At 64.1% G+C, this 13,681-nt stretch carries 12 protein-coding genes; 8 read left to right on the top strand and 4 right to left on the bottom strand.

Annotated elements, in window-relative coordinates; genetic code table 11:
* The coding region (locus tag AC1DJT_RS24770; protein WP_476835067.1) for a N5-glutamine methyltransferase family protein at positions 1 to 533 on the top strand (533 nt) is incomplete at its 5' end.
* On the top strand, positions 530 to 1,645 hold the full coding sequence (locus tag AC1DJT_RS24765; RefSeq protein ID WP_476835066.1) for a hypothetical protein: 1,116 nt from the start codon (positions 530 to 532) through the stop codon (positions 1,643 to 1,645). The genes AC1DJT_RS24770 and AC1DJT_RS24765, both read left to right, overlap by 4 nt.
* Positions 1,646 to 1,690: 45 nt before the next feature.
* Here the strand turns inward: AC1DJT_RS24765 and nadE are convergent, their stop codons facing one another.
* From nadE to asnB, 4 genes are read right to left on the bottom strand one after another with little or no spacing between them, the layout of a single operon-like run.
* Positions 1,691 to 2,698, bottom strand: coding sequence for an NAD(+) synthase (gene nadE, locus AC1DJT_RS24760; protein ID WP_441507060.1), 1,008 nt, complete (start codon positions 2,696 to 2,698; stop codon positions 1,691 to 1,693).
* Positions 2,695 to 4,242, bottom strand: a complete 1,548-nt coding sequence (locus AC1DJT_RS24755) for a class I adenylate-forming enzyme family protein (protein WP_476835065.1) — start codon at positions 4,240 to 4,242, stop codon at positions 2,695 to 2,697. Before AC1DJT_RS24755 ends, nadE begins: the two co-directional genes overlap by 4 nt.
* Positions 4,243 to 4,267: 25 nt before the next feature.
* Positions 4,268 to 4,534: an acyl carrier protein gene (locus AC1DJT_RS24750; RefSeq protein ID WP_441507062.1), complete on the bottom strand. Its 267-nt coding sequence runs from the start codon at positions 4,532 to 4,534 to the stop codon at positions 4,268 to 4,270.
* Between the two features lie 23 nt (positions 4,535 to 4,557).
* The gene (asnB, locus tag AC1DJT_RS24745; protein WP_441490892.1) at positions 4,558 to 6,495 is read right to left on the bottom strand and encodes an asparagine synthase (glutamine-hydrolyzing); all 1,938 of its coding nucleotides are present in this window, start codon (positions 6,493 to 6,495) and stop codon (positions 4,558 to 4,560) included.
* A gap of 345 nt (positions 6,496 to 6,840) precedes the next feature.
* Between asnB and AC1DJT_RS24740 the strand changes: the two genes are divergently transcribed.
* The 6 genes from AC1DJT_RS24740 (at position 6,841) to AC1DJT_RS24715 (ending at position 13,627) form a co-directional block, all read left to right on the top strand.
* Positions 6,841 to 8,394, top strand: a complete 1,554-nt coding sequence (locus AC1DJT_RS24740; RefSeq protein ID WP_476835064.1) for a GumC family protein — start codon at positions 6,841 to 6,843, stop codon at positions 8,392 to 8,394.
* A 9-nt stretch (positions 8,395 to 8,403) separates the two neighbouring features.
* Positions 8,404 to 9,735, top strand: coding sequence for an O-antigen ligase family protein (locus AC1DJT_RS24735; protein ID WP_476835063.1), 1,332 nt, complete (start codon positions 8,404 to 8,406; stop codon positions 9,733 to 9,735).
* Entirely contained in the window at positions 9,728 to 10,489 is a 762-nt protein-coding gene (locus AC1DJT_RS24730; RefSeq protein ID WP_441507065.1) for a polysaccharide deacetylase family protein, read from the top strand. Before AC1DJT_RS24735 ends, AC1DJT_RS24730 begins: the two co-directional genes overlap by 8 nt.
* Positions 10,490 to 10,500: 11 nt before the next feature.
* A complete protein-coding gene (locus AC1DJT_RS24725) occupies positions 10,501 to 11,745 on the top strand; it encodes a glycosyltransferase family 4 protein (RefSeq protein ID WP_476835062.1) in 1,245 nt (414 codons plus the stop codon).
* Positions 11,746 to 12,044: 299 nt separating this feature from the next.
* A complete protein-coding gene (locus AC1DJT_RS24720; RefSeq protein ID WP_441491070.1) occupies positions 12,045 to 13,172 on the top strand; it encodes a glycosyltransferase family 4 protein in 1,128 nt (375 codons plus the stop codon).
* 77 nt (positions 13,173 to 13,249) lie between these two features.
* Positions 13,250 to 13,627 (top strand): VanZ family protein, encoded by a 378-nt coding sequence (locus AC1DJT_RS24715; RefSeq protein WP_441490887.1) that lies wholly within the window; start codon positions 13,250 to 13,252, stop codon positions 13,625 to 13,627.
* Positions 13,628 to 13,681 lie beyond the last annotated feature (54 nt).

The following is a 13,681-nucleotide window of genomic DNA, read 5'->3' as shown; positions in this document are numbered from 1 at the left end:
ATCTCGCTCTGGCGATCGCAGCCGAGATTCAGTCGGCGCGCGTCTGGGCCGCTGATCTGACCGACAGCACCGTCGAGCTCGCCCGCCGAAACGCGGAGCGCCTGACATTTCAGCACCGTGTCACCATCAGGCAGGGAGATCTGTTCTCCGCTCTCGCAGGCGATGGCCTGGAGGGGGCCGTCGACCTGATCGTCTGCAACCCGCCCTATATCTCCACGTCGCGCCTTGAGGGGGAKAGCGCCCATTTGCTCGAGGCCGAGCCGCGCGAAGCCTTTGACGGCGGCCCTTATGGCATATCGATCCACCAGCGCGTGATCCGGGATGCCGTAGCCTTCCTCAAGCCGGGCGGCTGGCTGCTGTTCGAATTCGGCGAGGGCCAGGATAGGCAAGCGGCGGCGCTCATTGCCAGGACCAAGGCCTACGAATCCATGACCTTCGCCGCGAATGAGGCGGGAACGCCGCGGGTTGCCCTTGTCCGCAAGCTCCCGGAGTTCGGGCAGGCAACGTCCGAAGCGACAGGCCGACCGGCATGAGCGAGATCCGCCCGCTGGGCGCCGCCGATATCCCGGCGGTTACGGGGCTCTTTCAAAGGATATTCCGGGATCGCGGCGTGCCTCCGCCTCCCACGCTCGCGACCTATCTGCGTCGACACTATCTCGAAGCGCCGGGTTGCGATCCCGAGATCGCCCCCCTCGTCCATGTGTCTGGTGAGGGCGACATTTCGGGTTTCGTCGGCGTCAATATGCTGCCGATGATTCACGGCCGCCGCAAGCTGCGCGCGGCGATCTGCGGTTCCCTGATGGTCGAGCGGCGGGTGAGCGACCCGATGGCCGGCGCGCGGCTGCTCAAGACCTTTCTCGCCGGGCCGCAGGATCTCTCGTTCAGTGAAACCGCCAGCGAGATCTCTGCGCAGATGTGGACGAGGCTGCGCGGGATCACCCTGCCGCAGTACAGCCTGGACTGGGTCCGCATCATCCGGCCATCGGCCTTCATGCTGGATCTGGCAGCGAGCCGGATCGGTGCGGTGCGGCTGCTGAACCCGGTCTCCCGGGGACTCGATCGCTATCTGCGCGGCAGGATGCAGGACAATGATCTGCGCTGGTCGGGCGTGCCGGAAAACTGGCATGTCAAAGGTGGTCTCAAGGTCGCCGAAATCGATCAGCCCGGCTTTGCCGCGCTTGTCGCTCCGCTGACGGAGCAGTTCGCGCTGCGTCCGGATTGGTCAGGCGAACAACTCGCCCATATCGTCGCCGAGGCGTCCGAGAAGCCCGATTATGGCGAGGCGGTGTATGCGTCGGTCACCTCGGCCAGCGGGGCGCCGATCGGCGCCTTTCTCTATCACGCCCGCCCGGGGCGGATCGCGCGCGTCCTTCAGGTTCTTGCCAGGCCAGGGCAGGCAGGCCCGGTCATCGATTGCCTGATCGGTCACGCGGCGACACGCGGCGTTGCCGGCTTGCGCGGCCGCACGCAGCCCGCGCTGCTGGAAGCCATGCTGGGCCGGCGCATTGCCTTCACCCACATCGCATCGACAGTCGTGCATTCGCCCGATGAGGAGCTCGTTCAGGCCTTCCGCAACGGGCAGGGCTTCCTGAACGGCTTGGCGGGCGAGCATTGGAACCGCCTGAACGGCGGCAGCTTCGACTAGTTTTCGCGCACCGAAGGCGGACAGGCCGCCGCCGGTGCGCTGGCCTCAATGTGCGATCTCGTCCACCGGGCGCACGAGCTGCGGCCCCAGGTGCAGGTAGCGGGTCGCCTTGCGCTTGGCTGCAATATCGGCCCAGACCCGTTCGACCTCGACGGCCGTCAACTGGGTGGCAGTGCCGACCTCTTCGGCGGTGAGGCCGTGATTGAGCCCGTAGAGGCACAGATCCATGCGGTCATAGGGCAGCGAGAAGTAGAACTCCTCCTGCGTCTGCTCGAGGGTGTAGGTGTCGGTCGTCGGCGGCCGCCTGCGGATCTCTTCGGGGATGCCGAGATGAGCCGCCAATGCATAGACCTGGCTCTTGTAGAGATGGGCGATCGGCTTCACGTCGGCGGCACCGTCGCCGTTCTTCACGAAGAAGCCCTGATCATATTCGAGCCGGTTCGGCGTGCCGAGCACGGCAAAATTCAGCCGGTCGGCGTGATAATATTCGATCTGCTTGCGCGTGCGCTGCTTCATGTTGGTGGCGGCGACGATGCCGAGATAGACGGCAGGCGGCATGCGTAGCTTCGTCTGCCGGCCTTCGGGGTCCTGAACGACCAGATACGAGATGTTGTAGCCGTCGCCCGAGAGCGAGTTGGCGATGACGATCTTGGACGCCCAACCCGGCCCATACGCGGGTACGAGCTCGCGGATGAAGCCGTCGCGTCGTTCATAGCACCCCATGGCCTGCAGCGTCGGGCCGATATCCTCGACCGCAGCCTCGATCCCGAACGTGTCGGCGACCAGCCGGCCGAGCCGGAGGCTTTCAGGATCGGAATCGTTTTCCGGCATGAACAGGCAGAAGACGTTCTTGGCGCCGACGGCGCGGACCGCCAGCGCGACGGACACGCTGGAATCGATGCCGCCGGACAGGCCGAGCACGAGCCCGCGCTTACGCATGCCGCGCAACTGCCCACGCAGTTCGGCGACGATCCGCTCCGTCTCCGCGGCGTTGTCGATCGTCAGCGTGGCAGCCGAGAAGGCGAGCAAGCTCGGGGCAGGGGGGAGGTTCATTCCGCTGCTCCCAGCGTTTCGGCGGCCAGCCTGCGGCTGACCTTTCCGGTATCCGTCTTCGGCAGTTCGGTGCGGAACGCGATGATCCGCGGCACCATGAAATCCTCGAGATGGACAGCGCAGTGGCGAATGATGTCCCGCTCGCTCAGGCTCGCATCCGACAGGACGACGAGGGCGGCAATGGCCTGGCCGAGCACCGGGTCGGGCACGCCCATCACCACCGCTTCGGCGATGCCGGGATGGCCGTGCAGCACCGCTTCCACTTCCTTCGGAGCGACCTTCTCGCCGCGCGTCTTGATGATGTCGTCCTTGCGGCCGACGAAATAGAGGAAGCCCTCCTCGTCCGTCCGGAAGAGATCGCCGGTGTGGAGGCGCTTCTCCCAGGGGTTCGGCCCTGGGCGCAGCATCTGTGCCGTTGCCGCCTCGTTGCGCCAATACCCTTGCATGACATGCGGGCCGCGGATCACCAGCTCGCCCGGCACGCCCGGAGCCACGCGGTTGCCCTCATCGTCGACGACCAGCGCCTCGGTGTTGGGAATGGCGATCCCGACCGAGCCCGGCCGGCGGTCGAGTTCTTCCGGCGGCAGATAGGTGCAGCGCTTGCATTCCGTCAGGCCGTACATCGAATAGAGCCGTACGCCGGGGAACAGTTCACGCAGTCGAGCGATGTGGGCGGGCGGCAGGGCTGCGGCCGTGTTCGAGAGATAACGCAGGCTCGGCAGGAACCCCGGCTCGAGATCGCGCATCTGCAGGATCATCGCGGCCATCRTCGGCACGAGCGGAAAACCAGTGACATTCTCAGTGCGAATGCGCTCGAAGATCGCCTGCGGGAAGGCGAAGGACTTTTCCAGGACGAGGGTCGCCCCAAGCTTCATCGCCATGAGGAACTGGTAAAGGCCGTAGTCGAATGCCAGCGGCAAGACGTTGAGGATGATGTCGTCGGGCGTATTGCGCAGATAGGTCGTGATCGAGTCGGCCGCCGCATCGATATTGCGATGCGTCATCATCACGCCCTTGGGCCGGCCCGTGGAGCCCGAGGTGTAGATCAGCATGGCAAGGTCGATATCGATGCCGCCATGACCGACTGAAGCGGGCGAGCCCTTCAGGCAATCCTCGAAGGACACCGCGCCTTCGAGCGGCCGGCCGGCCGGCGACTGCGTCGAAGCGACAAAGAGCGCCTGCCCTGGGACCAACGCGCGCGCCTGCGTCACAACCGGCAACAGTTTCGCCTGCGTCAGGATCGCGGCGGCCTCGCAATCGCCGATGACATAGGCCAGCTTGTCGGCCTTGGTCGAGGCGTTGATCGGGCTGAAGGTCGCGCCGGCCTTGAGAACCGCGAAGATCGAGACGGCGGCTTCCCAGCAATTGTCCATGAAGACGAGGACGCGGTCGCCCCGCTTCACGCCGCTTGCGGCGAGCGTGGTGGCCAGCCGGCTGGAAAGATCATCCAGCTCGTCATAGCGCAGCCGCCTCTGGTCGGTGACCAGCGCCGTTTTCGCAGCCTGTGCGGCGGCGTTCGTGACGAGGAATTGCTCGATCCGCATGAGCCTGTTGCTCCGCCCCTAATCGTTACGCCGTGACCGGAGCGGATACTTTCGACGCGATGAAAGCCGAGATGCGATCAAGCGAATCCAGGTTTGCGGGCACGATATCGGCATCGGCCACGGTGATCCCGTAGCGATCCTCGATGAAGGCCACGAGCTCGAGCACCCCGGTGGAATCGATGACGCCGTTCTCGATCAGCGACGCCGTACCGGCGAGCTCATGGCTGGTATCGCCGAACAGGAAGTTCTCGACGACGAAGGCCTTCACGCTGTCCCTGATTGTGTCGCTCATGTCTGTTCCTTTCCCGGCCGGTTTCAGGCGGCCTCTGATCTGCGGCCGCTCGTGCCGGTGAATGTCTGCAGCCAGAGCTGCGTCGAGAGGATGCCGACAAAGGCCGCGTTGTCGCGAAAGCCGGAGGCTGGGCGCGCGCTGCATTTCTCGTGCAGCTTTGCCACGGCCTTGGGATTGAACAGGCCGCCGGCTGCGACCTGCGCCTCGCCCATGGCTGCCCGGACATAATCGGCAGCACCCGCTCCGACGAAGGAGTGACTGTCCGGCGCGCGATAGGGCTGCTTTGCCCGTCGGCTGATCGAGGGCGGCAGCAGGTCCTTGGTCGCCTCGCGCAGGATGTGCTTCTCGACAAGCCCCTTCAGCTTCATCTCGGGGGGAAGCCCGGCGGCGAACTCGACCAGCTGATGATCGAGGAAGGGGAAACGCCCCTCGATGCCATGGGCCATCGCCATGCGGTCGCCCTGGCTGGACAGGATATAGCCCGGCAGAAGGAAGCGGGCCTCCAGATACTGCGCCTGATGCAAGGGGTGCCAGCGGCTGAAGGCCTCCGGCAGACGCGAAGCGAGTTCCTCGGCCGCGTCATAGCCCGATAGCGTGGCACGCAGGTCGCCCGAGAAGAACAGCTTCGTTGCCGCCGTGCCGTCGAGCCGCGGCCGATGCGAGAACAGCGGATCGTCGAGTGCCGCACCGTTCGCCCCGAAGAACGATGCGAGATATTCTGCGGATTGTTGCCTGAGGCCAGGCAGATAGGGATAGAGCTTGCGAAACAGGTGCGGCCTGATCCGGGAGCCGGGCTGCCTGCCGCAGAAGCGCCGAACCCGGGCCTCCTTGAAGATGTCATAGCCGGCAAAGACCTCGTCCGCGCCTTCACCCGTCAGCACCACTTTCAGCCCGGCCTCGCGCACCAGGCCGGAGAGTTTGAAAAGCGGGGCAGGTGCGGTTCTGAGGATCGGCCGCTCGGTGAAGCGGATCACGTCGGGAAAGACCGCGGCGATGTCGCCCTCGCCGCAGGCGACGGAACTGTGCTGCGTCCCGAGTGCCCGGGCCATTTCCATCTGGAAGGCGCTTTCGTCATGCTCGGCGCTGTCGAAGGTGACGGAGAAAGTCCTGAGGCCGCCAGGCGCCATGCCCGCAGCAAGCGCAGAGGTGATCGAGGAATCGAGCCCGCCTGAGAGATAGGAGCCGACCGGGACATCGGCCCGCATGCGAATCCGGGTCGCCTCGGTCAGCAGGGCGCGCAGTTCCTCTGCCGCAGCGCGTTCATCGGTGTGCCGGGATGGCGCATCCCGGTCGGGATAATCCAGGCTCCAATAAGGCCGCGTCGAGACGCTGCCCTCCTGGACGATCATGAGATGCGCTGGTTCCAGCTCGAAGATGTCGCGGAAGGCCGTGCGCGGCGCGATCGGCGCCCATAATGTGAAAATCTGGTCGAGGGCGACGGGATCGATCTCTGCACTCACGCCCGGGACCTGAAGAAGCGCCTTGACCTCTGAGCCGAAATAGAACCGATCGCCCTGCCTTGTATAGAACAGCGGCCGGACGCCCATGCGGTCCCGGGCCAGAACCATGCGGCGGCGCCGGCCATCCCAGAGCGCGAAGGCGAAATCGCCATTGAGGACGGACAGGCAATCCTCGCCCATCTCCTCATAGAGATGCAGGATCACCTCGGTGTCGCTCGACGTCCGGAAGCGGCGCCCCTTTGCGCGCAGCTGCTCGCGCAATTCGACATAGTTGAAGATCTCGCCGTTGAAGGCGATCGTCAGTTCACCCGTCGCATCGGACATCGGTTGCTGGCCATCCCCCAGGCCGACGATCGACAGTCGCGCATGTCCGAGACCTGCGTCCTTCGCCGTGAAGAGCCCTTGCTCGTCGGGACCGCGATGCGCAATCGCGGCCGTCATCCGTTCAAGGAGTTCCCTCCCATCCCGGACCGCGCCGAAATAGCCCCCAAATCCGCACATGCCGAGATGCTTCCAAGTCCTTCGTGTCCGGTTGAACTATAGCCAATCCTGGGCGAGCAAGCGTTAACGCTTGGGGATATCCATGCGAATGGTAAATTTCGAAGCACCCGGCAAAGCCCCAAGTTCTTGATTAGACTTCGGATCAAGGCCGAAGATCGACGTCCCAAGGGATCTGATGACGCAGCTGGACTTTGCCGCAAGATCGAGGGCCGGATTGTCGTTCCCGGATGCGGTGTTCTCGTTGCGATTAACGTAAAATTCAGGGCCGGAGCATACCCCTAGGGCATGTTTACGGGGGATAGGCGCGTCTCTTCCGTCTAGAGTTGCGTGCTGAGGGCGAAGCGGATGTACGGGCCGAAGGAGTCGGAGCAGCGACAAGCGCCTCTGCCGACAGGCCATTCCCGGATTCGCTCGGAATCGCTGCGCGATGATGCAGCCTCGTCTTCTGGCGCACGCTCCGATCCGTCGTCTCACTCCCCGCAGTCGAGCCGGGCGCAAGGTTCATTCGGGAGTGGAAGCCCGATTGCCCGTCTCCGCTTGCTCGCCGATGTCGGGGCCGACGACATCCTCGTCTGGCTGCGGCGGGGAATAGGCATGATCGTTGCCGCCATCGTCATCTGCGTCGCCACGGCGCTGGTCTATGCGGTGACGACGCCGCCTCGTTATACCGTCTACACCGATATCCTCATTGATCCCTCGAACCTGAACGTCGTCCGGGACGACGTCTTCACGACCAATCCGCAGCGTGATGCACAACTGCTCGAGGTCGAGAGCAAGCTCAGGGTCCTGACCTCGCGCAACGTCCTGGCACGGGTCATAGACCGGCTCGACCTGACCAATGATCCGGAGTTCGTGCAGCCTGGCTATCTGTCGGCGCTCAGGAGCCTGATCTCGTCCAGGGATGCCAGTCAGGACAATCGCCTTGCCGTGATGCGTGCGTTGGCCGAACGGGTCGAGGCGCGGCGCGAGGAGCGCTCCTTCGTCGTGGTCATGAAGCTCTGGGCGGAAGACCCCGAGAAGGCTGTCGCGATATCCAACGCGATTGTCGAAGCCTTCGAGGCCGAGCTTTTCCAGTCAGCGGCCGAAAGCGCCGGCCGGGTGGTGAAGAACCTCAATAACCGCCTGGATGAGCTGCGCCGCAACGTGACCGAGGCGGAGCGGAGGGTGGAGGATTTCCGGCGTGCGAAAGGGCTGCAGTCCAATAATGGCGAGCTCGTCAGCACGCGGCTCTCGGGCGAGCTCAATACGCAGGTTCTGGATGCACAGCAGCGCTTCATTCAGGCGGAATCGCGCTACAGGCAGATGAGTGCAGCGATCGCAGAGCGGCGGGCAGCCAGCGCGTCGATCTTCGATTCCGCGACCATGACGAGTCTGCGAGCGCAGTATAATACGCTGCAGCAGCAGATCGGGTCGATCAGGGCGACCTTTGGCGCGCGCCATCCGCAGCTGATCACAGCATTATCCGAACAGCAGGTGCTCGAAGGAGCACTGTCCCGCGAAGCCCGCCGCATCTTCGAAGGCGCGAAGGCCGACTTCAACAGGGAACAGACGACGCTCAGAGTACTGCAGGACAAGGCGGGCGACGGGAAGTCGAACGTCTTCACCGACAACGACGCCGAAGTGCAGCTGCGCGATCTACAGCGCGACGCGCGCGCCAAGGCGGCGATCTACGAAACCCACCTGGCGCGTGCCCAGCAGATCGGTGAGCGCCAGCAGATCGACACCAGCAATGTGCRTGTGATCTCGTCACCGATGCCGCCCAAGGCGCGTAGCTGGCCACCTCGTACGTTGATCCTGCTGGCGGCGGCGGTGATGCTGGGCCTTATGCTCGGGATTGCAGCGGCCCTGGCGCGTGGGGCCTGGACCTATATCCGTCACCCGCAGCCCGCGGCTGCTTGAGGGGCGGCCATGGGAAGCGCCGCCAAGGGGGAGGCAGATCGAGGAGAGAAGCTGAGGGAGACTGTCGGCACCGCCCTGTTCATGGCGATCTTCCTGTTCTTCTGGATTTCCCTCAATCCCTTCGTCGACCTGACCGGCGAGGCCGTGCTGGACCCCAGCGCCGGCAACTCCAACCTGATGAACCAAGTCGTGTCGCTGCTGCTGTTCGCGGGCACGCTCGCCTACGGTTTGCTTCACCCGATGCGCAGCATCATCCTGCAGCCGCGCGTGCTGTTGGGCCTGCTGTTTGCCTGGTTCTTCCTGGTTTCGCTGATCTCGTCCTACCCCATGCTCGGGATCAAGGGGACCGTTCTCGCCGTCATGGTGACGGTCAATGYCAGCATCTATCTGCTGCTGCCGGCCTCCGAGAGGCATTTCGCCAAGACGCTGGGCATCGGTACGCTCATCATGCTGGGGGTCAGCTATTACGGCATCCTGTTCAAGCCGCTGCTGGCGATCCATCAGGCTTCCGAGCTGCGCGAGCCGATGAATGCCGGTTTGTGGCGCGGGCATTTCCCGCACAAGAACAGCGCTGCAGCGGCAATGGTGGTCGCTTCGTTCTTCGGCCTCTTCGTCATGAATGCCTGGTCGCGGATCGCGGGCATGACGATCCTGTGCCTGTCGTTCCTCTTCCTGATCAATACCGGCGGCAAGACCTCGACGGCCATGCTGCCGGCTATCCTTCTGCTCGCATGGGTCTTCGAGAAGGTTCGCTTCCTGCGCATTCCGATCGTCATCGGCGGTGTCGGGGCGTTCAACATCTTCGCGATCGGGGCTGCGGTCTTCAGGCCGCTGGGCGATTTCATCAACGAGCTCGGGATCGATGCGACTTTTACCAACCGCGCGGATATCTGGCGGTTTGCCGTCTCCGAACTCGCGGACCGGCCACTGACAGGATACGGCTTCAAGGGTTTCTGGCAGACATCGGAGCTCGTCCACAGCGGCGGCTCGATCGAAACCTGGGCGGTTGCCGCGGCAAACGGGCACAATTCCTATCTCGACGTCGCATTGATGACGGGAATCCCCGGGCTTTTGCTGACGCTGGTCTGGCTCGTCGTCCTGCCGCTCCGCAACATTTCGCGGCTGGAACCCGACGCCGAGCACTCGCATCTGACTCGGCTCTTCACCCGCATCTGGCTCTACGCCATCTTCAATGCCGGCCTCGAGAGCCTGTTCTTCGAAGGTGGCAACTCGCTTTGGTTCACCTTGCTGTTCGCGCTTTACGGCCTGTCCCTGCAGGCCTCGGCCGCGCTGGCGCCGGAGCGCCGGACCCAGCCGGAAGGGGCCGTCGCGCATGCCTAGCGTATCCGAACGCCTTGGAGCGAAGGTCGACAGCCTGAGCAACCGGCTGATCTGGGGGCTTGCGGGCTCCAGGCGCCGCCTGGAGACGGACACCCCGCTGGTCTCCTTCACCTTCGACGATGTTCCAGATTCTGCCCGTAGCGAGGGAGCATCGATCCTCGAGAAATATGGCGTGCGTGGCACGTTCTATATCGCCGGAGGGCTTGCGGGGCAGGTCGAGCCGAACCGGGTGCTGATAACACCGGACGGGTGCCGGGATCTCGCCGAACGCGGTCACGAAATCGGCTGCCACACCTTCTCGCATCGCAGGATCCGCGACATTCCCGGCGCCGATCTGTCGCGCGATCTGGACCGCAATGCCGACTATCTCGCGCAAGCCGGCATTTCCGCGGAGCCGGCCAATTTCGCCTTTCCCTACAATGCGGCATGGCCTCTGGCGCGACCCGAATTCCGCCGGCGCTTCCGCACATGCCGCGGGGCCGGCGAAGCCATCAATCGCGGTGCGGTCGATCCCCTGATGCTCAAGGCCGTCGAGATTCGCCAGCCCGATCCGGAGGCGCGCGCCCTGACACGCTGGATCGACGAGGTGGTCGCCATGCCCGGCTGGCTCGTCTTCTTCACGCATGACATCGCACCCAACCCGACATCCTATGGGTGTACGCTGGGCACATTCGAGCATCTGGTGCGTCACGCGGTMGAGCGCGGATGCGCGGTCCAGCCTGTCGATCGCATTCTGGATCGGATCGGCTGGTGAGGAGCCGGGACGTGGCAAAACCCCAACCTGCCGGGAAGCGCCTGCTGGCGATCAATAACTATTTCTACCGCCGCGGCGGGGCCGAGGCGGTCTTCTTCGACCACATGACCATGTTCGAAAGGATCGGTTGGGATGTCGTCCCCTTTGCCATGCAGCATGAGGACAATGAACCCTCGCCATGGTCAGACTATTTCGTGTCGGAGATCGAATATGGTCGCCAGACGAGCCCGTTGCGAAAGGTCGTCCAAGCAGCAAGCATCATCTACTCCGTCGAAGCGCAACGGAATATCGCGCGACTGATCGAGCAGGCGCGCCCCTCGGTCGCCCACGCCCATAACGTCTACCACCACCTCTCCCCGGCGATCTTCTCCACCTTGAAGTCAGCTGGCATTCCGGTGGTGATGACGGCGCATGACCTGAAGCTCGCCTGTCCGTCCTACAAGATGCTGCGCGATGGAAAAATCTGCGAGGATTGCCGCGGCGGCCACATCTACAATGTCCTGCGCCATCGCTGCATCAAGGGATCCGTGCCGTACAGCACCCTGGTCCTGGCGGAAACTCTGGTGCATCGCTCGCTCGGCCTTTACCGGGACAAGCTCGACCGCATCGTCGTTCCCAGCCGCTTCTATCTGGAGAAGCTGGTCGAATGGGGCTGGCCCCGCGAGCAGCTGGAATACATACCGAATTTCGTCGATGTCGAGCGTTACAGCAGCGACTGGGAGGAGGGCGATTATTTCGTCTTCGCCGGCCGCCTCGCGCCCGAGAAAGGGCTGGCGACCTTGATCAAGGCCGTCGCTCTCTCGAAGCAGCGGCTCATCGTGGCCGGCACTGKGCCCGATGAAGCGGCCCTTCGCCAGTGCGCCGATGAAACCGGCGCGGACGTGAGCTTCGTGGGGCACTTGTCAGGGCAGGACCTGCACCGCCTGATCGGACAATCCCGAGCGCTGGTGCTGCCCTCCGAATGGTATGAGAACGCCCCGATCAGCATCCTGGAAGCCTATGCGCTGGGACGTCCCGTGCTGGGTGCCGCCATCGGCGGCATCCCGGAGATGATCCGGGAGAAAGAAACCGGAATGCTGGTGACCTCGGGAGACGCGCAGGATCTCGCGCAGAAACTGGGAGATCTGGCCGCGCTCCCGGCGGCCGAGCGCGCGAGGATGGGAGCGGCKGGGCGCAAATGGATCGCAGCCGACTTCTCCGCCGCCGCCTTTCGCGACCGGACGCTGAACCTCTATGCCGCGCTCGGGGCCGCCTGAAAGGCGACGAGGCAAAAAGCGATGTAAAGGTTAATAATTGGAAAACACGCCGCGCGCCGGGCTGTCTATTGCGGATGGCAGCCCGCATTCTATAAAATTCATCGAAATCAGGTAGAGGGATTTTCCAGAACACCGGATTCCACTCTCTACCTTCCCAAGAGGAATCTCTCCGAGGTCCGGCGCCGAGCTGAAAGCGCAACGGTCTTCGGCATTGTCGTTCAAGACCGGCCGGGCAGCAATCGGCGGAGGCGTCATTGACCAGTCTTCCTCTTGAGGTGCCTCCCGCACAGCCGGTGGCTATGGCAAGTCAGGATATTCCACGGCGTGTCATTTTCCTCGGACTCCGCGGCATCCCCAATGTTCAGGGCGGCGTAGAGAAACATGTCGAGATGCTGGCCGGCGAGATGGCCGCATGCGGCTGGAACGTCGAAGTCATCGGCCGGCACCGTTACCTGCCGTCTCCGCCTTCTCCCGCGAACGGTATCCGTGTCTTCTCGCTCTGGGCCCCCCGCAAGATGGCGCTGGAGGCCATCGTCCATACCTTCCTGGGCGTCTGTTTCGCGGCGGTGCGCCGGCCGGACATCCTGCACATTCATGCGGTTGGCCCGGCATTGATGGTGCCTCTCGCCCGTCTCCTGGGCATGAAGGTGGTCGTGACCCATCACGGCTATGATTACGACCGGCAGAAATGGGGCGGCGTTGCCCGGCGCGCCCTAAGACTTGGCGAGTATCTCGGCATGCGCCTGTCCCATGGCCGGATCGCGGTCTCGCGCGAGGTCGCCCAGACCATGAGCTCCCGCTACGATACGCCGGTCAGCTTCGTGCCGAATGGTGTGGCCATCTCCCGGGGCGCGCATCGGACTGGCGTCCTGGCGGAGTTTGGCCTGCAGCCCAAGCGTTATGTCCTGCTTGCCGCCCGCCTCGTTCCGGAGAAGCGGCAAACGGACCTCATCGAAGCATTTGCGCGGAGCGGGCGCTCCGACCTTCGCCTGGTCCTGGCGGGTGGAGCGGAGTTTGAAACCGCCTATTCCCTGCAGGTCAGGGAGATGGCCCAGGCCGTGCCCGGCGTCGTCTTGACTGGTTTCCAGTCCGGCGACAGGCTTGCCGAACTCTTCGCCAATGCCGCGCTCTTCGTCCTGCCGTCGAGCCATGAGGGGATGCCGATCGCGCTCCTGGAGGCCATGGCGTCCGGCCTCCCGGTGCTCGCCAGCAATATCGCCGCGAACCGGGAACTTGGCCTGCCTCCGGAGGATTACTTTCCGCTTGGCGATGTCGATGCGCTCGCCGCGGCGATAATGGCAAAGATCGCCAATCCGATCAGCGAGGAGCAGGCCCGCTCCCAGATCAAGCGGGTGGAGCTGGCCTATAGCTGGCCGAACGTCGCCCAGAAGACGCTGGAGGTCTATCGGGCGCTGCTGGCGAAATAGGCGGGCTTCCATTGTKAGCGAGAGCGCGCGATAGAGCGCCAGCAGCTCGCCGCCCCACAGCCAGAGATCGACGGACCATGACATTCAGGATAGTTCTACGCGCCCTGGCATGGTTCACGCTCGCCTTCATCGCTTACGCAACCTTGTCCGCGATCGAGCTGCGTCCGAGAATCGGCGATGCCGTTCATCTCGAACGGTTCGGCGCATTCGGCCTCCTGGGTTTCCTCTTCGCCACCGCATATCCCCGGCGAATTGGGATCATACTCCTGCTGACCATCGGGATCGCAATAGGGTTGGAGCTCTTCCAGATGCTGTCACCCGACAGGCACGCGCGGCTGGGAGATGCCCTGGTCAAGATCGCCGGAGGTGTGAGCGGAGTCGCGGCGAGTTGGCTGTCTGCCCGCCTGCTGCCGCGGCTCACAACCTACCTGGATCGTGAGCGGCTCAGGGGGTAGGCGTCTCGCTGCATCCGCGGCAGCGTCGGCCAGCATGCTATCATTGTTGTGAGG

The sequence above is a fragment of the Allobosea sp. 05T422_2 genome (assembly GCF_056396265.1).
Note: the sequence above shows the minus strand (reverse complement) of the source record. Positions and strands in the feature narration are given on the sequence as shown.

Bases quoted from the DNA above. Each gene is read 5' to 3' on its own strand.
- nadE (WP_441507060.1), bottom strand. From the start codon at position 2,698: ATGAACCTCCCCCCTGCCCCGAGCTTGCTCGCCTTCTCGGCTGCCACG.
- asnB (WP_441490892.1), bottom strand. From the start codon at position 6,495: ATGTGCGGATTTGGGGGCTATTTCGGCGCGGTCCGGGATGGGAGGGAA.
- AC1DJT_RS24720 (WP_441491070.1), top strand. From the start codon at position 12,045: ATGGCAAGTCAGGATATTCCACGGCGTGTCATTTTCCTCGGACTCCGC.
- AC1DJT_RS24750 (WP_441507062.1), bottom strand. From the start codon at position 4,534: ATGAGCGACACAATCAGGGACAGCGTGAAGGCCTTCGTCGTCGAGAAC.
- AC1DJT_RS24765 (WP_476835066.1), top strand. From the start codon at position 530: ATGAGCGAGATCCGCCCGCTGGGCGCCGCCGATATCCCGGCGGTTACG.
- AC1DJT_RS24715 (WP_441490887.1), top strand. From the start codon at position 13,250: ATGACATTCAGGATAGTTCTACGCGCCCTGGCATGGTTCACGCTCGCC.